Below are 23,466 nucleotides of genomic sequence, written 5' to 3'. Positions count from 1 at the left end.
GGGTTCCTCCGGAACGTCGTGCCAACCAAGGTTGGCACCTACCAGTTGCGGTAGGTGCCGACCGTTGGTCGGCACACCTTTCAATACTTCTTCTTGGTGCGCTTGGCCGGCTTGCCCCGCTCGGGCGGCGGCGGCAGGCCATCGCCCTCGTCCTCGCCCTTGTGCTCGACCAGGCGGAAGTCGATCTTGCGCTCTTCCATGCTGGCCTTCAGCACCAGGATCCGCACGCGGTCACCCAGCCGGTAGCTGCTGCCGCGGCGTTCGCCGGTCAGCGTTTTGCGGGTGGCGTCGAACTTGTAATAGTCCTGCGGCAGCTGGGTCACATGCACCAGGCCCTGCACCTTGGACTCGTCCAGTTCCACGAACAGGCCGAAGCTGGTCACGCCGCTGATCACGCCGTCGAACTGGCCGCCCACGTGCTTTTCCATCCACGCCGCGCGGTAACGCTCGTCGACCTCGCGCTCGGCTTCGTCGGCACGGCGCTCGCGCTCGGAACACTGCAGCGCCAGGGCCGCCATTTCGCGCGCGTTGTAGGTGAACTTGTCCAGCGGCTTGCCGGACAACGCATGCTTGATCGCACGGTGCACCAGCAGGTCGGGGTAACGGCGGATCGGCGAGGTGAAGTGCGCGTACGCCTCCAGCGCCAGGCCGAAGTGGCCGTGATTCTCCGGGCTGTAGATCGCCAGGCTCTGGCTGCGCAGCAACACCGATTCCAGCAGCGTGGCATCGGGGCGGTCGCGGATCTTCTTCAGCAGCTTGGTGTAATCGCCCGGGCGCACCTTCGACCACGGCGGCAGGCTCAGCTTGAACTCCTTGAGGAATTCCAGCAGGTCGGCGTACTTGGTTTCCGGCGGCTTCTCGTGGATGCGGTACGGCGCCGGCACATGGCGCGACAGCAGGTACCTGGCGGCCTCGACGTTGGCCGCGATCATGCACTCCTCGATCAGCTTGTGCGCGTCGTTGCGCACCAGCATGCCGGCCTGGGTCACTTCACCACGGTTGTCCAGCACGAAGCGCACTTCACTGCTTTCGAATTCGATGGCACCGCGCTTGGCGCGTGCCTTGGACAGCACCTTGTACAGCTGGTGCAGGCGCTGCACCTGCGGCAGCAGGTCGCCCATCCAGGCCTTGGCATCGGCATCGTCCTCGCCCACCGCCTTCCACACCTGGGTGTAGGTCAGGCGCGCATGCGAGTTCATCACCGCCTCGTAGAAGCGCGAATGCGTGACCAGGCCATCGCGGTCGATCTGCATGTCGCAGACAAAGCACATGCGGTCGACCTTCGGCATCAGCGAGCAGATGCCGTTGGACAGTGTCTCCGGCAGCATCGGCACCACGAAGCCCGGGAAGTACACCGACGTCGCACGCTTCTGCGCCTCTTCATCCAGCGGCGTACCAGGGCGAACGTAATTCGAGACGTCGGCAATCGCCACCACCAGGCGGAAACCCTCGGCATTCGGCTCGCAGTACACCGCGTCGTCGAAGTCCTTGGCATCCTCGCCATCGATGGTGACCAGCGGCGTGCTGCGCAGGTCGACACGGTCGCCAATCATCGCCGGCTCGACCACCAGCGGCACCGAGGCCGCTTCGTCCAGCACCTCCTGCGGGAACTCGAACGGCAGCTCGTGGCCATGGATGGCGGTCTCCACCACCAGCGACGCGGTCAGCTTGTCGCCGAGCACCGCGATGATGCGGCCGATCGGCGGGCGGCGGCTGTCCGGCGCCTGGGTCAGTTCACAGACCACCAGCTGGCCGTCGCGCGCACCACCGGTCTGGTCCGGCGGCACCTGCACGTTGCGCTGCACGCGCTTGTCGTCGGGCACCACGTAGTTGATGCCCATCTCGATGCTGAAGCGGCCGATCAGGCGGGTCATGCCGCGCTCCAGCACGCGGGCGATGCTGCCTTCGCGACGGCCACGGTGATCGATGCCGGTCACGCGGGCCAGCACCTTGTCGCCGTGCATGACCTTGCGCATTTCATAAGGCGGCAGGAACAGGTCGTCGCCGCCCTCGACCGGGCGCAGGAAGCCGAACCCTTCCGGGTTGGCGATCACCACACCGGTGACCAGGTTCAGGGTCTGGATCGGGGCGAAACCGCCGCGACGGTTCTGCACCAGCTGGCCGTCGCGGACCATCGCACCGAGCCGGCGCGACAGCGCTTCGGCCCGGTCCGGAGCGGTCAGGCCCAGGCGCGCGCCCAGTTCCTCGGCGGTCTGCGGCCCTTCGCAGCGCTCCAGCAGGGCCAGGATGGCCTCGCGGCTGGCGATGGGCTGTTCGTACTTCTCCGCTTCGCGGGCGGCATAGGGATCGTCGATCACCTTGCCGGCCGGCGGCAGCTTGCGGCCCGGGGCCGGGCCCGGTGCATCGGTACTGCGGACCTTGCGGCCGCGTGGCGGTGCACCGCCTTCATTCAATTCGGGGAACCAGCCCGGCAGCGGCTTGCCCGGCTTGGTGGTGCGGGCTGCACCCGCCTTGGCGCCCTTGTTCGGGGCCTGGCTGCGGGACTTGCTCCCGCCCTTGCTTGGTTTTTTGGTAGTCATCGCCCTACATGGTAGCCGCTGGCGGCGTGCAGAACGGGTCAGCGGTCGCCTTCAAGCGATCGCGTCAAAAACATTCAGGAAGTCGTTGACAGCCTGCGGATTCATCTTCACAATTGCGGCTCTGGAACGCCCAGGTGGCGGAATTGGTAGACGCACTAGTTTCAGGTACTAGCGGGTAAAACCGTGGAGGTTCGAGTCCTCTCCTGGGCACCAACGAAAAAACTCCTCGCTTCGGCGGGGATTTTTTTTGCCTGTGATCCGGCAGCCGGGGTCGGATTCCTTTCCAGAGAAAGGGCTCTGGCCCCAAGCGAGTGAGATGGGGGGCAGAGCCCGTTTCGCATGCGCAACGGCAACCGACCCGGGATCAGCAAAAAGTGTTGACACCCCCGTCACGGCACCCCATAATCTCGCTCCTCGACGCCCAGGTGGCGGAATTGGTAGACGCACTAGTTTCAGGTACTAGCGGGTAAAACCGTGGAGGTTCGAGTCCTCTCCTGGGCACCACGTCGAGAATGAGAAAAACCCGCGAAAGCGGGTTTTTTCATGCCCCGGATCCGGCATCAGAACAACGGCCGCAGCACCAGTTCCAGCCCGAGCAGCAGCAGGAACCCCAGGAAGCAGGCGCGGAACACGCGCGCGCTGATGCGCTGCCGGATCACCTGGCCCAGCCACATGCCCAGCAGCGCCGGCAGCACCGCCAGCGCACTCAGCCCCAGCTGCTGGATGCCGAACGCACCGTGCAGCACCAGACCGGTGGTCAGCGAAATCGTCGACACGGTGAACGCCAGCCCGAGCGCCTGCACCAGCTCCTCGCGCTGCAATCCCAGCGACTGCAGGTACGGCACCGCCGGCATCACGAACACACCCGTCGCCCCCGTCACCACGCCGGACAGCGCACCCACCAGCGGCCCCAGCCAGCGCTCGCGCCGCTGCGGCACGCGGAACACCGGCGCGAGCAACGCATAGGCGGCATAGACCACCAATGCCACGCCCAGCGCAACGCGCGACCAGGTGCGATCGACCCGCACCAGCAGTGCGGCCGAACCCAGCGTCACCACCACCACGGCAAGCATCATCGGCCACAAACGCCGCACGATGTGGCCCACCGACGGCCCGGACAGCAGTTGCCACGCATTGGTGACGAAGGTTGGAATGAACAGCATCGACGCCGCCGCCACCGGTGACAGGGTGCTGCCCAGCAGGCCCATCGCCACCGTCGGCAACCCCATCCCTGTCACGCCCTTGACCACGCCGGCCAGCACGAACACCACCACCAGCAGCAAATAGAAGTATGTCGATTCATGCATGGCTTCATTGGACCGGGCCCTCGCCAGGCGCACAATGCGGTCTTCCCGGCCCAGCCTTCGGCTGACCCGAAGGCGCCGGATCAGCAATGAGGCACGACATGCGGATGGACATCGCCGACCTGCGCCTGTTCCTGGCAATCGCCGAAGCCGGCAGCATCACCGCCGGCGCGGCACAGGCAAACCTGGCATTGGGTTCAGCCAGCGAGCGCCTGCGCACGATCGAAGCCGATGCCGGCACCGCGCTGTTGCACCGGCACCCACGCGGCGTCAGCCTGACCGAGGCCGGCGCCGCCCTCGCCCACCACGCACGCCTGATCCTGCAGCAGCAGGCACAGCTGCGTGGCGAACTACAGGCGTTCGCGCAGGGTGCGCGCGGCACCCTGCACCTGTATGCCAACACCGCCGCGCTGACCAACTACCTGCCCTCGCGGCTCGCGCCGTGGCTGGCCGGACGCCCACGCCTGCATGTGGAACTGCTGGAGCGCACCAGCCCCGAAGTCGTACGCGCGATCAGTGCCGGCCAGGCCGAAGCCGGCATCATCAGCGATGCGGTCGACGCTGCCGGCCTGCAGCAGCATGTGGTCGCCGAAGATCCCCTGGTGATGCTGCTGCCGGCCGACCACCGCTTCGCGACCCGGCGCAGCCTGGCTTTTGCCGAGGCTGCCGGAGAGACCTTCGTTGCCCTGGCCGACGGCAATGCACTGCAGACCTACATCGAGGCCCAGGCGCGCGACATCGGGCGCCGCCTGGATGTACGCATCCGCATGAAGACCTTCGAAGGCGTGTGCATCATGGTCGGCCACGGCATCGGCGTCGGCATCGTGCCGCGGACCATCGCGCGCCAGCATCGGCGCAGCACGCACACCGTCGCCGTACCGCTCGCCGATGCGTGGGCGCAACGACGCCTGTGCGCCTGCTTTGCCGAGTGGACACGACTGTCACCGGCGATGCGCAGCCTGCTGCATCACCTGGGCGTGCAGCCCCAGAAAAAAGTGTGAAATGTTGTTGACACATCTTCTGTCGCTCCCCATAATTCATCTCCTGAGTCGCCCAGGTGGCGGAATTGGTAGACGCACTAGTTTCAGGTACTAGCGGGTAAAACCGTGGAGGTTCGAGTCCTCTCCTGGGCACCACGACTCAAGATGATCAAACCCGCGAAAGCGGGTTTTTTCGTTTCCGGGGTCTGGGAATTCACGCCCGAGATCCACCCATGCGTGGCGTGGATCCACCAAAAGAAAAACCCCGCCTTGCGGCGGGGTTTCTGCGTTTCAACAGCAATGAACGATCAGTGCCCGCCACCGGCGGCAGCACCTGCACCCGCGCCGAACGGCGGCTTGGCCAGCCACAGGAACGTGATGATCGCCAGGAAGATCCAGCCCAGCAGGAAGAAGATGTCGTTGAAGCCCATCTGCGATGCCTGGTGGTTGATCATGTTGTTCAGTACCGCTGCACCGTGTTGCAGGTCGCCCTGCCCCATCGCCGTCACCTGGTCCTGCATGCCGGGCTGATAGGCCGAGATGTGCTCGGTCAGGTCGGCATGGTGCACCTGGGTACGCCGCGCCCACAGCCACGTCGTCAGTGACGCCGCGAAGCTGCCACCCAGCGTACGCAGGAACGTGGCCAGGCCGGAGCCCGCCGCGATCTCGCGCCCATCCAGGTCCGACAGCAGGATCTGCAGCACCGGCATGAAGAACAGCGCGACGCCGATGCCCATGATCAGCTGCACGCCGGCCACGTGCATGTAGTCCACCTGCAGGTTGAAGTTCGAACGCAGGAAGCTGGTCATCGACAGCACGATGAAGGCCACCGTGGCCAGCATGCGCATGTCGAAGCGCGATGCGTACTTGCCGACGAATGGCGTCATGATCACCGGCAGGATGCCGATCGGCGCCGTCGCCAGGCCTGCCCAGATCGCGGTGTAGCCCATGTCACGCTGCAGCCACTGCGGGATCAGCAGCGCCACGCTGAAGAACGCCGCGTAGGCCACCACCATCGCCAGCGTACCGGCGCGGAAGTTGCGGTGCCGGAACAGCTTCAGGTCAACGATCGGATCCTTGTCGGTCAGCTCCCAGATCAGGAACACCGTCAGCGTCACCACCGCCACGCAGGCCAGCACCACGATCTTCATCGACGAGAACCAGTCCTCGTCGTTGCCCAGGTCGAGCACCAGCTGCAGGGCACCGACACCGATCACCAGGGTGACCAGGCCGACGTAGTCCATCTTCGGCTTCTCGATCTGCTCCGGGCGTCCCTTCAGCTGGTTGCCCACCACCAGCGCGGCGAAGATGCCCAGTGGCACGTTGATCAGGAAGATCCATTCCCAGCTGTAGTTGTCGGTGATCCAACCACCGAGGATCGGACCGCAGATGGGCGCCACCACCGTGATCATCGCCAGCAGCGCCAATGCCTGTCCGCGTTTCTCGCGCGGATAGATCGAGACCAGCAGCGACTGCGTGATCGGGTACATCGGGCCGGCCACGAAACCCTGCAGCGCACGCGACAGCACCAGCATGCCCATGCTCTGCGCCAGGCCGCACAGCAGCGAGGTGATGACGAAGGCCAGCGTGGCCCAGACGAACAGCTTGCGCTCGCCGAAGCGACGGCTGAGCCAGCCGGTCAGCGGCAGCGCGATGGCCGTGCTGACCGCGAACGAAGTGATGACCCAGGTCGCCTGCTGCGAGCTGGCGCCGAGATTACCGGCGATGGTCGGCAGTGAAACGTTGGCGATGGTGGTGTCGAGCACCTGCATGAACGACGCCATCGCCAGGCCCACGGTGCACAGGGCGACGCTGGGTGGCAGGAACCCGGAGGCCGCACCCGGCGCCGCCGGTGCACCCGGAGCGCCGGGTGCGGCTGGAGCTTGTGCGGACATGGCGACCTCAGCCCACCTTTGCCTGTTGCTGCGGCAGGTTGCCCTGGATGATCGTGTGGATCACCTCATCGGCATCATGCAGCTGCTTGGCATATACGTCGGTGTCGAACACGGTGCCCTTGGCCGGGGTGCTCGGCAGTACTTCACCCTTCTGGTCGCGCAGGCTCACTTCGGCCTTCATCGACAGGCCGATGCGCAGCGGGTGTTCGGCCAGCTGCTTGGCATCGATGGCGATGCGCACCGGCACGCGCTGCACGATCTTGATCCAGTTGCCGCTGGCGTTCTGCGCCGGCAACAGCGAGAACGCCGAGCCGGTACCCAGGCCCAGGCTCTGGATGCGGCCCTTGTACTTCACGTCACCGGCATACAGGTCCGACTTCAGCTCCACTTCCTGGCCCAGGCGCATATGGCGCAGCTGGGTTTCCTTGAAGTTGGCCTCGACCCACATCTGCTCGGTCGGCACCACGGCCATCAGGGCATTGCCCGGCTGCACGCGCTGGCCCACCTGCACCGAACGACGGGCAACGTAGCCGGTGACCGGCGCGACGATGCCGGCGCGGGCGTTGTTGAGGAAGGCCTGGCGCAGCTGCGCGGCGGCGGCCTGCACGTCCGGCTGGGTGGCGATCACGGTGTCGTCGACCAGCGCGCGGTTGCGCTCGACGGTCTCGCGCGAACCGGCAACGGCCGCTTCGGCCGCAGCCAGCTCGTCGCGGGCGTGGGCCAGTTCTTCGTTGGAAATGGCGCCAGTGGCGGCCAGATCCTTGCGGCGGGCGAAGTCCTCGCGCACGCGCTTCAGGGTCACCTGGCGGGCGTTCAGGTCCGCCTGCGCGCCTTCCACGCTGCGGTACAGGCCACGGGTCTGGCGCACGGTCTTGGCCAGGTTGGCTTCGGCCTGCTGCAGCGCCACCGAAGTGTCGGACGGGTCCAGCTGCACCAGCAGCTGGCCGCGCTCCACGCGCATGCCGTCATCGGCATTGATGGCGACCACGGTACCGGCCACCAGCGGGGTGATCTGCACCTGGTTGCCCTGCACGTAGGCATCGTCGGTCTCTTCGAACCAACGGCCGAACATGAAGTACCACAGCGCCAGGGCGGCAAGCAGCAGCACGACGATCACGAACAGGCCGCGCAGCAGGTTGCCGCGGCGGTTGGGGGCGGCCGGGGCCGCGGTGTCTTGGGTCTGGCTCATGGCGGGCGTCTTCAGGAATGCGAGGAATCGGAATGGGAGGCGATCGGTGCGCGGTCGGTGTCGGCGGGCTGGAAACCACCGCCCAGCGCCTTGCTCAGGCGCACCGAGGTCTGCACCTGCTGCGACTGCAGGCCGGCCAGCTGCTGCTGCGACTGCAGCAGGGTGGACTGCGCGGTCAGCACGTCCAGGTAGCTGCCGATGCCGGCGCGGTAGCGCTGCTGGGCCAGGTCGAAGGCCGAGCGTGCGGTGTCCACTGCCTGCTGCTGCGCGTGCGCCTGCTGCGCCAGCGAGCGCACCGCGTTGACCTGGTCGGCGACGTCGCGCAGTGCATCGAGCACAGCCTGGTTGTAGTTGGCCACCGCCAGGTCGTACTGCGCGTCGGTGTTGGCCAGGTTGGCGCGCAGCTTGCCGCCTTCGAAGATCGGCAGGCTCAACGCCGGGCCGATGTAGGCGAAGGTCGAGCTGCTCTTCAGCAGGTCACCCACGTTCGGGGCGACCACGCCGGCCAGCGCGGTCAGGTTGAAGCTCGGGTAGAACTTGGTCTTGGCGACCTTGATCTGCTTGTCGGCCGCTTCCACGCGCCAGCGCGCAGCCACGATGTCGGGGCGACGGCCGAGCAGTTCGCTGGGCAGTACGCCCGGCAGCTGCAGTGCCATCGGGTTCAACGGCTGCGGGCGCTGGATCGACAGGCCACGGTCCGGCCCCTTGCCGACCAGTGCAGCCAGCGCGGTGCGGGCGGCGTCGATGCGCTGCTGCGCGGCCAGCACCTGCTGCTGCGCGGCCGGCACGCGGGCCTCGGCCTGGCGCACCTGCAGATCGCTGTCGATGCCGGCGCTGCGGCGCTGGCGGGTCAGCTGCAGCGATTTCTGCGAGCGGGTCAGTTCTTCCTCGGCCACGTCGTTGAGCTGCCACGCGTAGGCCAGGTCGGCATAGGCCTGGGCAATGCCGGTGGACAGGTTCAGGCGTGCGGCCTGGGCTTCAACGGTGGCGGCATGCGCGCCATCCACGGCGGCTTCCCAGGCAGCGCGCTTGCCGCCCCACAGGTCCACGCCGTAGCTGAAATCGAAGGCGACCTGGCTGCTGCCGCCATAGCGGCCGCCCATCTCGCTGCCGACCATCGACTCGGGCAGGCGCAGGCCGGTGTAGCCGCCGGACACCGACAGGCTGGGCAGCTCGTCGGCGCGCGCGGTACCGACCTGGGCCTGGGCCTGGCGCAGGCGCGCGTCGGCGGCGTCCAGGCTCGGATGACCGGCCAGGCCTTCGGCGACCAGTGCGTCCAGCTGCGCATCGCCCAGTGCCTTCCACCAGTCCTGCGCCGGGAAGCCGGCGGCGCTCAGGTCGGTGTCAGCCAGGGTGCGTTCGCTGTGCAGGCTGTCCACGTCAAGCACGTGGCCCTGCGGGTTGAGGCCACGACTGCTGGCGCAGGCGGCCAGGGCCAGCGCCAGCGCTGACACCAGCAGCGCGCGCCCGGACCGGCGGAGAGTGGAATGCGGGATCGGGTTCATGGGGTCGTCAGTGAATCGCGGATTCGGGTAAGGAGGGACAGCAGCAGCGTGCGCTCGTCGGCGGAAAGATCACGCAGCGCGTAATCCATCACCGCGTCGCCGCGCAGCTTCAGCCGCGCCCACAACGCACGGCCTTCGTCGGTCAGCACGATCTGCAGTGCCCGCCGGTCCTGCGCATGCGCCTCGCGGCGGACGCAGCCCAGCGCCTCCAGCTTGTCCAGCAGGCGGGTGACCGCGCTGGGCACCTGGTCGATGGCCTGGGCCAGTTCGTTGGCGGTGCAGGGCGCCATGTGGGAAAGCACCTTCAACCCGATGTAATGGGTGAAGCCGATTCCCAGATCTTCTTCCGCCATGGACGCGTCGAGTTGGCGCACCAGGCCGTCGCGCACCTGGCGCAGCAGCAGGCCGAAGCTGGGGGGAGTGGTTGCAGGACAGATCATGGGGGAGCATTCTCTTCCAAAAAAAATATTTCTCAATGGAAATATTCGATCTGGCATCGAATGCTGTGTTGCAGCAGCGGGCTCGATCAGTGAAGGCGCCTACCTTAATGATCTGGTCAGGTGGCCCGGTAGTACAATCCAGCCAATGGATGTCACATTTCAGCCAGCGGACATGATGAACAAGGCAGAAATTCAGGTTCCCAAACGCCTACTCAGAGATGAGGCACTGGACTGGTTCGAGCGCAACGACGGCCCGCCGGTCATCGCCTTCCGCTTCGACAGCCAGCAGGGCCTGGCCCGCGAGGTCGACTGGCACCACCACCAGCGTGCCCAGTTGATCTGCGTCGAACGCGGCCTGCTGACCACCCGCACCTCGCATGGCACGTGGTCGCTGGCGCCGGGCTCGGCCGGCTGGATGCCGCCGCTGGAACCGCACACCGTCACCCTCGACGGCCCGTTGCGCGGCTGGGGCATGGCACTGGCTGCACCGGCCTGCGCCACCCTGCCCGCCGACCCCTGCGTGCTGGGCCTGTCCAAGCTGGCGCAGGCGCTGGCCGACCGCATCTGCGAATGGCCGCTCGGCCATGACACCACGCCCGAGCGCCAGCACATCATCGACGTGCTGCTGGACGAGATCCGCACCGCGCCGCGCCAGCGCATGCACCTGCCGATGCCGCACGACCGGCGCCTGCTGAAGATCGCCTCGCAGTTGCTGGCCGACCCCTCCGACGAACGCAGCCTGGCCGAATGGGCGCATTGGGCCGGTCTGTCACCGCGCAGCCTGACCCGTCACTTCCGCGACGAGACCACGCTCAGCTTCGCCCAGTGGCGGCAGCAGGCGCGCCTGTCAGAGGCCCTGCGCCAGCTGACCGACGGCCGCAGCGTGGCCGACATCGCCCACGCGCTGGGCTTCAGCAGCGCCAGCGCGTTCGTTACCGTGTTCCGCCGCCACTTCGGGCTGCCGCCCGGTCGCTACCTGGCACGGGCCGGGCACGGCCTGGAAACCGGGCTGGACCCTGCGCGCGGCTTGGCATCCCCCGCCGCATCCGGATAATCACAGGATTGCGAGCGGCGACCGCCGTCGCCGCCTCCCGACAACAGGTAACAACGCCGCATGACCGAACTTGCCCGCCCCGTGTTCCACGGATTCGAACAACTGCCGCTGCGCGAGTACGCCGAACGCGCCTACCTCGACTACTCGATGTATGTGGTCCTGGACCGCGCCCTGCCGTTCATCGGCGACGGCCTGAAGCCGGTGCAGCGCCGCATCATCTATTCGATGAGCGAGCTGGGCCTGAATGCCGCGTCCAAACCGAAGAAGTCCGCGCGCACCGTCGGTGACGTCATCGGTAAGTACCACCCGCACGGCGACAGCGCGTGCTACGAGGCCCTGGTGCTGATGGCACAGCCGTTCTCGTACCGCTATCCGCTGATCGAGGGCCAGGGCAACTTCGGCTCCAGCGACGACCCGAAGTCGTTCGCGGCGATGCGTTACACCGAATCCAAGCTGACCCCGATCGCCGAAGTGCTGCTGGGCGAACTGGGCCAGGGCACCACCGACTGGGCACCGAACTTCGACGGCACCCTGCAGGAGCCGACCTGGATGCCGGCACGGCTGCCGCACCTGCTGCTCAACGGCACCACCGGCATCGCCGTGGGCATGGCCACCGACGTGCCGCCGCACAATCTCAACGAGATCGTCAGCGCACTGCTGCACCTGCTGGACCACCCCGATGCCAGCGTGCGCGACCTGTGCGAGCACGTGCAGGGCCCGGACTATCCGTCCAGCGCCGAGATCATCACATCGGCCAACGACCTGCGGAACATCTACGAGACCGGCAACGGCAGCGTGCGTGCACGTGCGACCTTCACCAAGGAGGCCAACAACATCGTGGTGACGGCGCTGCCGTTCCAGGTGTCGCCGTCGAAGGTGATCGAGCAGATCGCCGCGCAGATGCGCGCCAAGAAGCTGCCGTGGCTGGAGGACATCCGCGACGAATCCGACCACGCCAACCCGGTGCGCGTGGTGCTGGTGCCACGTTCCAACCGCGTCGACGCGGACCAGCTGATGGGCCACCTGTTCGCGACCACGGACCTGGAGCGCAGCTACCGCGTCAACCTCAACGTGATCGGGCTGGACGGCCGTCCGCAGGTGAAGAACCTGAAGATGCTGCTCAGCGAATGGCTGACCTTCCGCAGCAACACCGTCACCCGCCGCCTGCAGCACCGCCTGCAGAAGGTCGAGCGCCGCCTGCACCTGCTGGAAGGCCTGCTGGTCGCCTTCCTCAACCTGGACGAGGTGATCCACATCATCCGTACCGAGGACGAACCGAAGGGCGCGCTGATCGCGCGCTTCGGCCTGTCCGAGGAACAGGCCGAGTACATCCTGGAAACCAAGCTGAAGCAGCTGGCCCGCCTGGAAGAGATGAAGATCCGTGGCGAGCAGGACGAGCTGGCCAAGGAGCGCGAGAAGATCCTCGGCATCCTCGACAGCAAGGCCAAGCTGAAGAAGCTGATCCGCGACGAACTGACCGCCGACGCCAGGAAGTTCGGCGACGCACGCCGCTCGCCGCTGGTGCAGCGCCAGGCCGCGCAGGCCATCGACGAGACCGAGCTGGTGCCGAGCGAGCCGATGACCGTGGTGCTGTCGGAGAAGGGCTGGATCCGAGCGGCCAAGGGCCACGACGTCGATGCGTCCGCCCTGTCCTACCGCGACGGCGACGCCCTGCAGGGCGCAGTGCGTGCGCGCAGCACCCAGCAGGTCGCGTTCCTCGACAGCGAGGGCCGCGCCTACTCGACGCCGGTGCACACCCTGCCCTCCGCGCGTGGCAACGGTGAGCCGCTGACCGGCCGCTTCTCGCCGGCAGCGGGTACCAGCTTCGTGACCCTGGCCAGTGCCGAGCCGGATGCCCGCTTCGTGCTGGCCTCCAGCCACGGCTACGGCTTCGTCACCCGCTTCGAGAACCTGATCGGTCGCAACAAGGCCGGCAAGGCGATGCTGAACCTGTCGTCCGGCTCGTCGGTGCTCACCCCGTCGATGGTCGCCAACGTGGCCACCGACCGCATCGTGGCGGTGACCAGTTCCGGCAACCTGCTGGCGATCGCCGCCAACGACCTGCCGGAACTGGACAAGGGCAAGGGCAACAAGATCATCGAGATCCCGAAGGCCAAGCTCGCCACTGAACGCGTGGTCGCCATCGTGGCGATCAGCCCGGGGCAGACCCTGCAGGTGCGCAGCGGCCAGCGCACCATGGGCCTGAAGTTCAACGAGCTCGACGCCTACCTCGGCGCCCGCGCCACCCGCGGCCACCTGCTGCCGCGCGGCTGGCAGAAGGTGGAAGGGCTGTCGGTGGAATAAGAGGTACGGGGGTCGGATCCCTTTCCATGGGAAAGGGCTCTGACCCCAGGCACGAAAAAGCCGGGGCATTCCCCGGCTTTTTCGTTGTCGGCTGGCGGGCGGTGGAGCGGCTGGCGGGCGAAGGCTGGCTGGCGGTGCTCCGGTGCTGGCGGGCGACAGAACGCTGTGCTGCTGGTGGAGCCGACCGCTGGTCGGCTGCTTTTGGCTCCTGGTAGAGCCGACCGCTGGTCGGCTGCTTTCTGCAGAGCAGCCGACCAGCGGTCGGCTCTACCAGAAGGCAGCCGAGCATTGGCTCGGCTCTACAAAAACGATGCCCGCTCAGTGCGCCGGGGCGCCGTTGCCGTCGATCTTGCTCAGCTGGTACAGCTCCAGGCCGATGCGCTTGATCAGGCCCAGCTGCTGCTCCAGCCACCAGGCGTGGTCTTCCTCGGTGTCCTTCAGCTGCGCCAGCAGGATGTCGCGGCTCACGTAATCGCCCTTCTCCTCGCACAGCTTCATGCCGGCGGCGAGATTGTTCCGAACGGCGTATTCAGTATCGAGATCCTTCTGCAGCATCTCCTCCACGGTCTTGCCCGGCTCGGTGGCATGCGGGCGCATGTCCGGGTCGCCACCCAGGAACAGGATCCGGCGGAGCAGCGCATCGGCATGCTGGGTTTCCTCTTCCATCTCGTGGTTCAGGCGCTCGTACAGCGCGAACAGGCCCTGGTCCTCGTAGCGGCGGGAATGGATGAAGTACTGGTCGCGCGCAGCAAGCTCGCCGCGCAGCAGTTCCTTCAGGCAGGCGATGACGTCCGGGTTGCCTTTCATGGGGGGGCTCCTGTGAATCGATGCGGCATAGGGTGCCGCATTTCAAAATACGGTGATCTAATCGGAATCAGTCGCAGTTGCGCCTGCGGCTACAATCGGCCCACGAGTTCGGAAAGGACGTGCGATGCGACGTACATGGCGTTGGGTGCTGGGCGTGTTGATCGCCATCGTGCTGGTCACCGCACTGGTGCTGTGGCTGCTGCTGCGCGGCAGCCTGGCCGACCTGGACGGCGAGCATGCGCTGCCGGGGCTGGCCAAGCCGGTCACCATCGAGCGCGATGGGCTGGGCGTGGTCACCATCACTGCCGGCAGCCAGGCCGACGCGATGCGTGCGCTCGGCCGCGTACACGCGCAGGAACGTTACTTCGAGATGGACCTGATGCGCCGCAGTGCCGCTGGCGAGCTGTCGGCGCTGTTCGGGCCGAAGGCCATCGACGCCGACAAGCGCATGCGCGTGCACCGGCTGCGTGCACGCACCGAGGCGAATCTGCAGGCCGCACTGGGCGACAACGGCACGGCCGTGCGCGCCTACGTGGATGGCGTCAACGAAGGCCTGGCCGATCTCTCCGTGCGCCCATGGGCCTACCTGCTGCTGCGGCAATCACCACAACCGTGGCAGGCCAGCGACAGCGTGCTGACCGGGCTGGCCATGTATGCCGACCTGCAGGACCCCGGCAACCAGACCGAGCTTGCGCTCAGCCGCATCCGCGCAGTGGTGCCGCCGGCGCTGTACGCGCTGATCGCCCACGACGGCACCGAATGGGATGCGCCGCTGTTTGGCGAACCCACCGGCAACGCCGCCCTGCCCGATGCCAGCCAGCTGGACCTGCGCACATTGAAGGGAAAAACGGGCACTGAGCAGGAAGAGGGCGACGTCATCGGCAGCAACAACTTCGCGGTGGCCGGGGCGCTTACCGCCGACGGCCGCGCCATCGTTGCCGACGACATGCACCTGGGCCTGCGTGCACCCGGCCTGTGGTTCCGCGTGCGCCTGCGCTACCCCGACCCACAGGCCGCCGGCGGCCAGGTCGATGTCACCGGCTTCTCCCTGCCGGGCCTGCCGGCGGTGATCGTCGGCAGCAACGGGCACGTCGCCTGGGGCTTCACCAACAGCTACATCGACACGGCGGACTATCGCACGGAACCGGCCAACGCCGCCGTGACCGTGCACGAAGAGCGCATCGCCGTGGCCGGCCAGGCCGACGTGCTGTTCGCGGTGCGCGAAACCGACTGGGGGCCGATCCTGCATACCCATGCCGATGGCAGTGGCGACGCCCTGCGCTGGGTCGCACACCTGCCCGGTGCCGTACGCCTGGATTTCGCTGACCTGGCCCGCGCCGGTGACCTCGACGGTGCACTGCACTTCGCCGACCGTGCCGGCATCCCCGCACAGAACCTGGTGGTCGGTGATCGCAGCGGGCGCATTGCCTGGCGCCTGATCGGCGCTCGCCCGGACCGCGGCCCCGGCTGTGCACCGGCCGGCTTCAATGCCGCCAGCAACCAGGGCTGCGCGCCGTGGCCGATCCGCAGCGATGCCTCGCCGGCATTGATCGATCCCCCCAACCATCGCCTGTGGACCGCCAATGGACGCGTACTCGACGGCGAGGCACTCGCCAGCGTCGGCAACGGCGGCTATGACCTGGGTGCGCGGGCGCGGCAGATCCGCGACCTGCTGGCAATCCAGGAGCGCTTCGACGAGCACGACCTGCTGGCGATCCAGCTCGACGACCGCGCGGTGTTCCTGCAGCGCTGGTGGGCTCTGCTGCACGACGTCATCGAACGCAGTGACGACCCTGCGCTGAAGCGTTTGAAGGAGGCCAGCCATCAATGGGGCGGGCGCGCCTCGGCCAGTTCGGTCAGCTACCGGGTGGTGCGTGAATTCCGCACGCAGGTCATGGCCACGCTGTCCGATGCACTGCTGGCCCCGGCCAACGCGCAGCTGGGCGATGCCTACCTGGACCCACGCCTGGCACAGCTGGAAGGCGTGGCCTGGCCGATGCTGGAACAGCGCCCGGCCAACCTGCTGCCACCGGCCTTCGACAGCTGGGATGCGCTGCTGATCGACGCCGCCCGCCGTACCGAGGGTGAGCTGGCCAAGCAGGGGCCGCTGGCCAAGCGCAGCTGGGGTGAACGCAATACCGCGGCGATCTGCCACCCCATTGCACGGGCGCTGCCGGACATCGCCAAGCGCTGGCTGTGCATGCCCGCCGACCGCCTGCCCGGCGACCGGGACATGCCGCGCGTGCAGACGCCGAACTTCGGCGCCTCCGAGCGCATGGTGGTCTCGCCCGGCCACGAGGCCGACGGCATCGTGCACATGCCCGGCGGCCAGAGCGGCCATCCGCTGTCACCGTACTGGGGTGCCGGCCACGAGGACTGGGTGCATGGGCGCCCGACACCGTTCCTGCCGGGCAAGACGCAGCACGTGATGACACTGGTGCCAGCGCGGTAGTGCCGGCCGCTGGCCGGCATCCATGCAGGTGTGTCCAGCATCATCAGGTTGCCGGCCAGCGGCCGGCACTACCGTTCAACGCTCAGGCCCTGCGCCGTTCGATCAGGTTCAGCAGCGGCCCGGTCATCGCCGTGGTCACCAGTGCCATGATCACCAGCACCGCGAACAGGCGGTCACCGAGCAGGCCCAGCTCATACCCCAGGTTGAGCACGATCAGCTCCATCAGGCCGCGGGTGTTCATCAGCGCGCCCAGCCGCCACGCTTCGCGCGTGGGCATGCCGGCACTGCGCGCGGCACTGAAGGTGCCCAGCAGCTTGCCCGTCGTGGCCACCGCGATCACCACCACGCACAGCACGATGTCGCTGGCCTGCAGCGCATCGGCGCGCATGCGCAGCCCGGTCATGGCGAAGAACAACGGCAGCAGCAGCGTGACCGCGAACGGCTCGACACGTGCCATCAGCAGGTCACGCAGCTGCGCGTTGGACGATACCGCGACACCCGCAGCGAACGCGCCGAACAGCGCGTGGATGCCCAGCATCTCGGTGACCAGCGCACTGCCCAGCGACAGCAGCAGGATGCCGAGCAGCCAGCGCCCCTCACGGCCCGGCGCAATCTGCCGGCGCGCGAACCACGGCTTCACCAGCCCCAGCATCAGCGCCACGAACGCGACCACGCACACCAGGTTGAGGCTGGCCGGCAACCAGCCGCTGGCCTGGGCGGCAGCCACGATCAGCGCCAGCAGGCACCACGCGGTGGCATCGCCCAAGGCAGCGCAGGCGATCGCGGTCTGCCCCAGCGGCGTCTGTGTGATCCCGCGGTCGGCCAGGATGCGCAGCAGCACGGGGAAGGCCGTGATGCTCATCGAGATGCCTACGAAAAGTGCGAATGCGGTGAAGCCCACACCCTGTGGGCCGTGCTGCGGATACAGCCAGATCGCCAAGGCGACGCCGAGCACGAACGGCACTGCAATGCCGGCATGGCTGACGGTAAAGGCGAAACGCCGGCGGCCACGCAGCGCCGCCAGGTCCAGTTCGGCACCGGCCACCAGCAGGAACATCAGCACGCCCAGCTGGCTGAGCATGCCCAGCGGGCCCAGCGAACTGGCCGGGAACAGCGCACCATGCAGCTGCGGCAGCAGGCTGCCAAGCACCAGCGGCCCCATCATCAGGCCAGCGGCCATTTCGCCGATCACCGCCGGCTGTCCCATGCGCTTGAGCAGCGCCCCCGCGCCCTTGGCCACCAGCAGCAGTACCAGCAGCTGCAGCAGGAACAGGCCCAGCGGAGACGCCAGATGCTGCACCCAGCCGCCTTCGGCGGCGACGGAGGCACGGGCAACCGCCTCGGGCGCCGCCGGCCCGGCATACCGCGCCAGCAGCACGCCAGCCAGCAACGGAACCCCGGCCCACGCCAGGTAGCGCCATCCCCATTTCGTGGGCGGCGCGTTGCCGCCTGCCTGTACGTCCATGAACATTCCCCAATGCGCAGGGGGCGATCATACAAAAAGGGGACGGAGGGGATTAAGTCGTTTGTGCCACAAACGACTTAATCCCCTCCGTCCCCTTTTTGGGGTGCTCAGGCCAGTGCCTGCTCGTGCACGCCGGCGATCGCGCGACCCGACGGATCCGCCGCCGCGGCGAAGCTGGCGTCCCAGGCGATGGCCGCGGGCGACGAACAGGCGATCGACTTGCCTCCCGGCACGGTCTCGGCCGCTGCCCGGCTCGGGAAGAACTGCTCGAACAGGTGGCGGTAGTAGTACGCCTCCTTGGTCTGCGGCGGGTTGTGCGGGAAGCGCTTGTCGGCGGCCGCCAGTACACGGTCGCTCACCTGCGCCTCGGCATGTGCCTTCAGCCCATCGATCCAGCCATAGCCCACGCCATCGCTGAACTGTTCCTTCTGCCGCCACAGGATGCTGTCCGGCAGGTAGCCATCGAACGCCTCGCGCAGCACCGCCTTCTCGATGCGGCGGCCACCAAAGCCGGCACCGACCATCTTGTGCGCGGCATCGAAGCGCATCGCCACATCGAGGAACTCACGGTCGAGGAACGGCACGCGCGGCTCCACGCCCCAGGCCATCATCGACTTGTTGGCGCGCAGGCAGTCGTAGTTGTGCAGGGCGTCGAGCTTGCGTACCAGCTCGTCGTGGAATTCACGCGCATCCGGTGCCTTGTGGAAGTACAGGTAGCCACCGAAGATCTCGTCGCTGCCCTCGCCGGAGAGCACCATTTTCACGCCCATCGCCTTGATCCGCCGCGCCAGCAGGAACATCGGCGTCGATGCGCGGATGGTGGTGACGTCGTAGGTCTCGATGTGGCGGATCACCTCCGGCAGCGCATCGAGGCCTTCCTCGAACGTGTACTCGAAACCGTGATGCACGGTGCCCAGCGCTTCGGCGGCGATCGCTGCGGCGGCCAGATCGGGCGAGCCCTTCAAGCCGATCGCGAACGAGTGCAGGCGCGGCCACCAGGCTTCGGTCTGTCCCCCATCCTCGATGCGACGACGTGCATAGCGCGCGGCCACCGCCGCCACCAGCGACGAGTCCAGGCCACCGGACAGCAGCACGCCATAAGGCACATCGCTCATCAGCTGGCGCTCCACCGCATGCTCGAACGCCTGGCGCAGTTCAGCCAGATCGGCCTGGCGGCCCTGCACGTCGGCGTAGTCGCGCCACGGTTGCTGGTAGTAGCGCACCAGCTCACCGCTGGCACTGTCGAAATAGTGGCCCGGCGGGAACTGCGCGACATCGGCACAGGTATCGACCAGCGCCTTCATTTCCGAGGCCACGCGCAAGCGCCCCTGGGCATCGTGGCCCCAGTACAGCGGCACCACGCCCACCGGGTCGCGCGCCACCAGCACGCGTCCACTGTCACGGTCCCACAGCGCGAAGGCGAAGATGCCGTTGAGCTGTTCCAGCCACTGCGCCGGCGCGCCGCCCTGGCGGTAGAGCGCGTTGATCACCTCGCAGTCCGAGCCGGTCTGGAAGTCGTAGGTGGTGGTCAGCGCCGCCTTCAACGCCTGGTGGTTGTAGATCTCGCCGTTCACCGCCAGCGCCAGCTGGCCATCGGCCGACAGCAGCGGCTGCGAACCACCGGCCGGATCGACGATGGCCAGCCGTTCATGGACCAGCAGCGCACCTTCGTCGAGGTACACGCCGCTCCAGTCCGGGCCACGGTGGCGCTGGCGTTGCGACAGTTCCAGCGCGTGCCGGCGCAGGGCGGGAAGATCGTCACCGGCCTGCAGGCCGAAGATTCCGAAGATCGAACACATGGGGGAGCTCCTGTTGGGGATTTCACGGGTGGGAGGGTGTTCGACCGGCCATCCAGGCCCGGGTGGGACTACGCCCGGGCACAAAAAAACCCGCATCGACCGATGCGGGTTTTCTGGTGTCCGGGCGTGTGTTGCTGTCTATCTACCCAGGGCGCAGTCCCGCATCGGCCGCGCACGATTATTCGCGCGCAGATTATTGCGGTTGTTGTTATTGACGGCGGTGGCCAGGCGGATCGACATGGCATTGACCCTACCCCGCTTTCCGGCATGGTGCAACCGTTGCGTTGGCAACCACTCCCCGGCGCGCATAATGGCCGGCCGTGAAACGTGTAATGGAAATGCAACACCGCACTGGACGCAACGCGGCGCTGGCCGCCCTGTTCTGCCTGGGCCTGGCCGCCTGCCAGACCCTGGCCCCACCCTCGCCCCTGCCGCCGGCCCAGCTGCAGGGCCTGGAGCAACACGGCACCGACGGCAGCTTCGAGGGTGCCTTTGACACTGCGCAAACCTTCGAACGCTTCAACGATCCGCGCGCCATCGCCTACTACGAGCGTGCCGCCGCGGTCACACCCTGGACCTTCCACAACACCAAGGCGGAAGAAGCACTGGGCAGGATCTGGATCTCCGGCACGCTGCGGCATGCCGACAGCCCCCACATCAATCCGGCGCCGGTGCTGCGTGCGTCCTGGCGACGCGGAGAACGCGCCTACCTGGCGGCGGCCTACCACGGCATTCCCTATGCGTTCTACGAACTCGCCAAGGCCTATCGTCAGCGAGGCGACGCGCAACAGGCGCTGCGCTGGGACCTGCGCGGAATGATCTACGAGCGCTACCCGAGTTCATCGTCACGGCTACCGGATGCGGTGGCCGCACAGGATGGCACCGTGCATCCACTGGTTGCGCAGATCCAGCGCCGCGCCGAGCGTGGCGATGCCGAAGCGCAGGTAGACCTGGGCGCGCTGCTGGAAAAGGGCATGGGACTGCCGCGCGATCCCGCACGTGCGCTGCAGCTGTACCAGCGTGCCGGCGAGAAGGGCAATGTGTTCGGCCAGTACTTCGCCGGACTGCTGCTGGGCCGCGGTGCACCGCGCGTGGAGAAGGACACCGACGCAGCCGCACGCTGGTTCGCCCGGGCCGAGGCGCAGCGCTTCTACATGGCGGCGCCGAGCTACTGGGAAAAAGCGGTCGAGCCGCCGTTCTTCATTTTTTCTGAGTAGAGCCGAGCCACGCTCGGCTGGGCATTCCCTGCAGAAGCAGCCGAGCATGGCTCGGCTCTACAGGAAAGCAATGCCGGCGAAAGGCGTGCCGACCAACGGTCGGCACCCAGCGTCGCAGGTTCACGCCAGCAGCCGCTCCACCAGCCGCTGGTACAGCCCCGGCAATGCCTCCAGATCGGCCACGCGCACGTTCTCGTCCACCTGGTGGATGCTGGCGTTGACCGGCCCCACTTCGATGCACTGCGCGCCCAAGGGCGCGATGAAGCGGGCATCGGAGGTGCCGCCGCCGGTGCTTTCTTCCGGTGCACGGCCGATGTGCTCGGCCAGCACCGCACGCGCGGTGGCGCGCAGCGTGCCCTCCGGGGTGTAGAACGGCTCGCCGCTGCGGTGCCACTTCAGCGTGTACTGCAGGCCATGCCGTTCCAGCAGCGCGGTGATCTCCGCTTCCAGCTTCGGTGCATCCCAGTGCGGGTTGTAGCGGATGTTGAAATCCACCTCGAGCTCGCCGGGAATCACGTTGTTGGCACCGGTACCGGCATGGATGTTGGAGACCTGCAGGCTGGTCGGCGGGAAACTTTCGTAGCCGTCATCCCAGCGCCGCGCACTCAGCTCGGCCAGGGCCGGCGCCGCCTGGTGGATCGGGTTGCGTGCCTTCTCCGGATACGCCACGTGGCCCTGCACGCCCTGCACGCGCAGCTTGGCCGACAGGCTGCCGCGACGCCCCACGCGCAGCAGGTCACCCAGCGTCGCAGTCGAAGACGGCTCGCCGGTGATGCACCAGTCGATGCGCTGGCCGCGTTCGGCGAACAGGCGTGCGACGTGGCGCACGCCATCGATGGCGTCGCCTTCCTCGTCGCTGGTCAGCAGCACCGCCAGCGTGCCGTGATGATCAGGATGCGCGGCAACGAACTGCTCGGCGGCCACCACGAACGCCGCCACGCTGCCCTTCATGTCGGCGGCGCCACGGCCATACAGCACGCCATCGCGGATCTGCGGGCTGAACGGATCGCTGGCCCAGGCCTCACGAGGGCCCGTCGGCACCACGTCGGTATGGCCCAGCAGCACCAGTACCGGCGCGCCCTGGCCGTGGGTCGCCCACAGGTTGTCGACCTCACCCAGCCGCAGGTGATCGCACTGGAACCCGGCCTGCTTCAGGCGTGCCGCCAGCAGCGCCTGGCAACCGGCATCATCGGGCGTCACCGAGGGCCGCGCGATCAGCTCGCAGGTCAGGTCGAGCACCGCGCTCATGCGTCACCCACGCCGAAGCGGGCCTTGAAGCCGTTGTCGCTGAAGCCCTGGCTGACCGTGCCATCGGCCGTGACCACCAGCGGGCGCTTGATCAGCTGCGGGTACTCGCGCAGCAGCAGCTTCCATTCGGCCTCGGAATCGGCGGCCTTGCGGTTGTCAGGCAGCTGCCGCCAGGTGGTGGAGGACCTGTTGACCATCGCGGCCAGGCCACCCAGCTGCGCGGCCCACGCCAACAGCATTTCCGGGCTGGGTTTGTTGTCGCGGTAGTCGACGAAGGTGTACGGCACGCCGAAGCGGTCCAGCCACCTGGTCGCCTTCTTGCAGGTATCGCAGTTCTTCAAACCGTAGACAGTGGTGCTCATGGCCATCTGTGATGCTGGAAAACAGAGGGCCAGAATCTCACAACAGGCGCTCGGACACGACCCGGAAAGGTACCCTTGGCAGCTGGAAGGCCAGCCCCTCGTGCAGCGCCACGCCCATCGCCTGCAGGCGCGGGCACTGCTGTTCGCCTTCCAGCTGCAGCGGTTGCAGCTGCGCGATGTCCACCGGCAGAGCAATGCGGGTGCTGGCCCAGCGCTGGTCGCAGGTGCGGGCGATGGCCTCGTCCTGGCAGGTCAGCAAGCGCAGCAGGGCCTGGTGGCCGCCGAAGGCCGCCGCCCACCCGGCATCGTCCCAGCCCGCAGCGCCCTGCCACTGGAGGTGCAGCGCAGGCGCACTGCCCTGCCCGCCCTCGATCAGGGTGTACCCACCGCCATCGGCGCGCACCACGTGCGCGAAGCGCACCGACAGATGCGGCTGCATGGCATCGCTGAAAGCGCGCGCGCCGGCGACGAAGGCCAGCTGGTCCATCACGTTGCGATCAAACAGCACCACTGGCGTCCCATCCCGATCGTCGTCACGACGCAGGTACCAGCGCCAGTTGCTCTGCCGGGGAGACGGCATCAGCGAGCGCAGCGGCCCGGCCAGCGCGGGCCCGAAGTGGCCGTGCCGGTAGCTGAGGATGGTGTAGGGCGTGCGTCCGGCATGGACCACGTAGTGATGGCCTGGTGGTGGCATCGGCGCTTGGCGTACGTCGACCCACCAGCTCACGTAGACCACGTCGCGCACATCGCTTACCAGCGCCGGCATCGGCCAGCGCCGCGACAGCGCGCGGCGCAGCCGGGTCCAGCGTGGAGCGTGCAGCAGGCGCGGCAGCATCCGCCCGAACAGGGTGTCGGACGGATGCTGGTAGATCGCGGACTGCGCCAGATCCTCCGGCGCCGTCATC

17 protein-coding genes and 3 tRNA genes are annotated in these 23,466 nt (G+C 67.5%); 8 read left to right on the top strand and 12 right to left on the bottom strand.

Going from position 1 to position 23,466, the window contains the following annotated elements:
* Nucleotides 1–80: 80 nt before the first annotated feature.
* Nucleotides 81–2,540, bottom strand: a complete 2,460-nt coding sequence (gene rnr / locus AC5P5W_RS02170) for a ribonuclease R (protein WP_197574753.1) — start codon at nucleotides 2,538–2,540, stop codon at nucleotides 81–83.
* Between the two features lie 128 nt (nucleotides 2,541–2,668).
* Between rnr and AC5P5W_RS02165 the strand changes: the two genes are divergently transcribed.
* Nucleotides 2,669–2,753 (top strand) — tRNA-Leu (locus tag AC5P5W_RS02165).
* A gap of 206 nt (nucleotides 2,754–2,959) precedes the next feature.
* Nucleotides 2,960–3,044: transfer RNA gene (locus AC5P5W_RS02160), tRNA-Leu, on the top strand.
* Nucleotides 3,045–3,100: 56 nt separating this feature from the next.
* Here AC5P5W_RS02160 and AC5P5W_RS02155 read toward each other — a convergent pair.
* Nucleotides 3,101–3,847: a TSUP family transporter gene (locus AC5P5W_RS02155; protein ID WP_197574754.1), complete on the bottom strand. Its 747-nt coding sequence runs from the start codon at nucleotides 3,845–3,847 to the stop codon at nucleotides 3,101–3,103.
* Nucleotides 3,848–3,945: 98 nt separating this feature from the next.
* Here AC5P5W_RS02155 and AC5P5W_RS02150 point away from each other — a divergent pair, with 98 nt between their 5' ends.
* Together AC5P5W_RS02150 and AC5P5W_RS02145 are read left to right on the top strand one after the other, a co-directional pair.
* Nucleotides 3,946–4,845: a LysR family transcriptional regulator gene (locus tag AC5P5W_RS02150; RefSeq protein ID WP_075075670.1), complete on the top strand. Its 900-nt coding sequence runs from the start codon at nucleotides 3,946–3,948 to the stop codon at nucleotides 4,843–4,845.
* Between the two features lie 50 nt (nucleotides 4,846–4,895).
* Nucleotides 4,896–4,980: transfer RNA gene (locus tag AC5P5W_RS02145), tRNA-Leu, on the top strand.
* 152 nt (nucleotides 4,981–5,132) lie between these two features.
* On the opposite strand, the gene emrB is transcribed toward AC5P5W_RS02145, so the two are convergent.
* The 4 genes from emrB to emrR are packed head-to-tail and all read right to left on the bottom strand — an operon-like array spanning nucleotide 5,133 to nucleotide 9,853.
* Nucleotides 5,133–6,719 carry a multidrug efflux MFS transporter permease subunit EmrB gene (gene emrB / locus AC5P5W_RS02140; protein WP_005408769.1) on the bottom strand — a complete coding sequence of 529 codons (1,587 nt, stop codon included), beginning with the start codon at nucleotides 6,717–6,719 and terminating at the stop codon, nucleotides 5,133–5,135.
* Between the two features lie 7 nt (nucleotides 6,720–6,726).
* On the bottom strand, nucleotides 6,727–7,908 hold the full coding sequence (gene emrA / locus AC5P5W_RS02135; RefSeq protein WP_032956867.1) for a multidrug efflux MFS transporter periplasmic adaptor subunit EmrA: 1,182 nt from the start codon (nucleotides 7,906–7,908) through the stop codon (nucleotides 6,727–6,729).
* 11 nt (nucleotides 7,909–7,919) lie between these two features.
* The gene (emrC, locus tag AC5P5W_RS02130; RefSeq protein ID WP_046429738.1) at nucleotides 7,920–9,413 is read right to left on the bottom strand and encodes a multidrug efflux transporter outer membrane subunit EmrC; all 1,494 of its coding nucleotides are present in this window, start codon (nucleotides 9,411–9,413) and stop codon (nucleotides 7,920–7,922) included.
* Complete coding sequence (gene emrR / locus AC5P5W_RS02125) at nucleotides 9,410–9,853, bottom strand: multidrug efflux system transcriptional regulator EmrR (RefSeq protein ID WP_014646521.1); 444 nt, start codon at nucleotides 9,851–9,853, stop codon at nucleotides 9,410–9,412. Before emrR ends, emrC begins: the two co-directional genes overlap by 4 nt.
* A 172-nt stretch (nucleotides 9,854–10,025) precedes the next feature.
* Between emrR and AC5P5W_RS02120 the strand changes: the two genes are divergently transcribed.
* On the top strand, nucleotides 10,026–10,907 hold the full coding sequence (locus AC5P5W_RS02120) for a helix-turn-helix domain-containing protein (RefSeq protein ID WP_046429737.1): 882 nt from the start codon (nucleotides 10,026–10,028) through the stop codon (nucleotides 10,905–10,907).
* 60 nt (nucleotides 10,908–10,967) lie between these two features.
* Nucleotides 10,968–13,211, top strand: coding sequence for a DNA topoisomerase IV subunit A (gene parC / locus AC5P5W_RS02115; protein WP_197574755.1), 2,244 nt, complete (start codon nucleotides 10,968–10,970; stop codon nucleotides 13,209–13,211).
* Between the two features lie 318 nt (nucleotides 13,212–13,529).
* Here parC and bfr read toward each other — a convergent pair whose 3' ends face one another.
* Nucleotides 13,530–14,018 carry a bacterioferritin gene (gene bfr, locus AC5P5W_RS02110; protein ID WP_005408763.1) on the bottom strand — a complete coding sequence of 163 codons (489 nt, stop codon included), beginning with the start codon at nucleotides 14,016–14,018 and terminating at the stop codon, nucleotides 13,530–13,532.
* 124 nt (nucleotides 14,019–14,142) lie between these two features.
* On the opposite strand from bfr, the gene AC5P5W_RS02105 reads away from it, so the two are divergent.
* On the top strand, nucleotides 14,143–16,470 hold the full coding sequence (locus AC5P5W_RS02105; protein ID WP_046429734.1) for a penicillin acylase family protein: 2,328 nt from the start codon (nucleotides 14,143–14,145) through the stop codon (nucleotides 16,468–16,470).
* A gap of 82 nt (nucleotides 16,471–16,552) precedes the next feature.
* Here the strand turns inward: AC5P5W_RS02105 and AC5P5W_RS02100 are convergent, their stop codons facing one another.
* Both AC5P5W_RS02100 and asnB read right to left on the bottom strand, forming a co-directional pair.
* Entirely contained in the window at nucleotides 16,553–17,941 is a 1,389-nt protein-coding gene (locus AC5P5W_RS02100) for a cation:proton antiporter domain-containing protein (RefSeq protein ID WP_014646517.1), read from the bottom strand.
* A gap of 101 nt (nucleotides 17,942–18,042) precedes the next feature.
* Nucleotides 18,043–19,734, bottom strand: a complete 1,692-nt coding sequence (gene asnB, locus AC5P5W_RS02095) for an asparagine synthase B (RefSeq protein ID WP_014646516.1) — start codon at nucleotides 19,732–19,734, stop codon at nucleotides 18,043–18,045.
* 338 nt (nucleotides 19,735–20,072) lie between these two features.
* On the opposite strand from asnB, the gene AC5P5W_RS02090 reads away from it, so the two are divergent.
* Complete coding sequence (locus AC5P5W_RS02090; protein WP_197575511.1) at nucleotides 20,073–20,951, top strand: SEL1-like repeat protein; 879 nt, start codon at nucleotides 20,073–20,075, stop codon at nucleotides 20,949–20,951.
* A 120-nt stretch (nucleotides 20,952–21,071) separates the two neighbouring features.
* On the opposite strand, the gene dapE is transcribed toward AC5P5W_RS02090, so the two are convergent.
* From dapE to AC5P5W_RS02075, 3 genes are read right to left on the bottom strand one after another with little or no spacing between them, the layout of a single operon-like run.
* Nucleotides 21,072–22,199 carry a succinyl-diaminopimelate desuccinylase gene (dapE, locus tag AC5P5W_RS02085; protein WP_197574138.1) on the bottom strand — a complete coding sequence of 376 codons (1,128 nt, stop codon included), beginning with the start codon at nucleotides 22,197–22,199 and terminating at the stop codon, nucleotides 21,072–21,074.
* Nucleotides 22,196–22,567 (bottom strand): arsenate reductase, encoded by a 372-nt coding sequence (locus AC5P5W_RS02080; protein ID WP_014646513.1) that lies wholly within the window; start codon nucleotides 22,565–22,567, stop codon nucleotides 22,196–22,198. The genes dapE and AC5P5W_RS02080 overlap by 4 nt, the downstream gene beginning before the upstream one ends.
* Before the next feature lie 31 nt (nucleotides 22,568–22,598).
* A complete protein-coding gene (locus AC5P5W_RS02075) occupies nucleotides 22,599–23,465 on the bottom strand; it encodes a hypothetical protein (RefSeq protein WP_014646512.1) in 867 nt (288 codons plus the stop codon).
* Nucleotide 23,466: the final 1 nt, after the last annotated feature.

The organism is Stenotrophomonas sp. YJH_SMC_123 (assembly GCF_059368215.1).
This window is presented reverse-complemented; position numbering and strand designations above follow the sequence as displayed.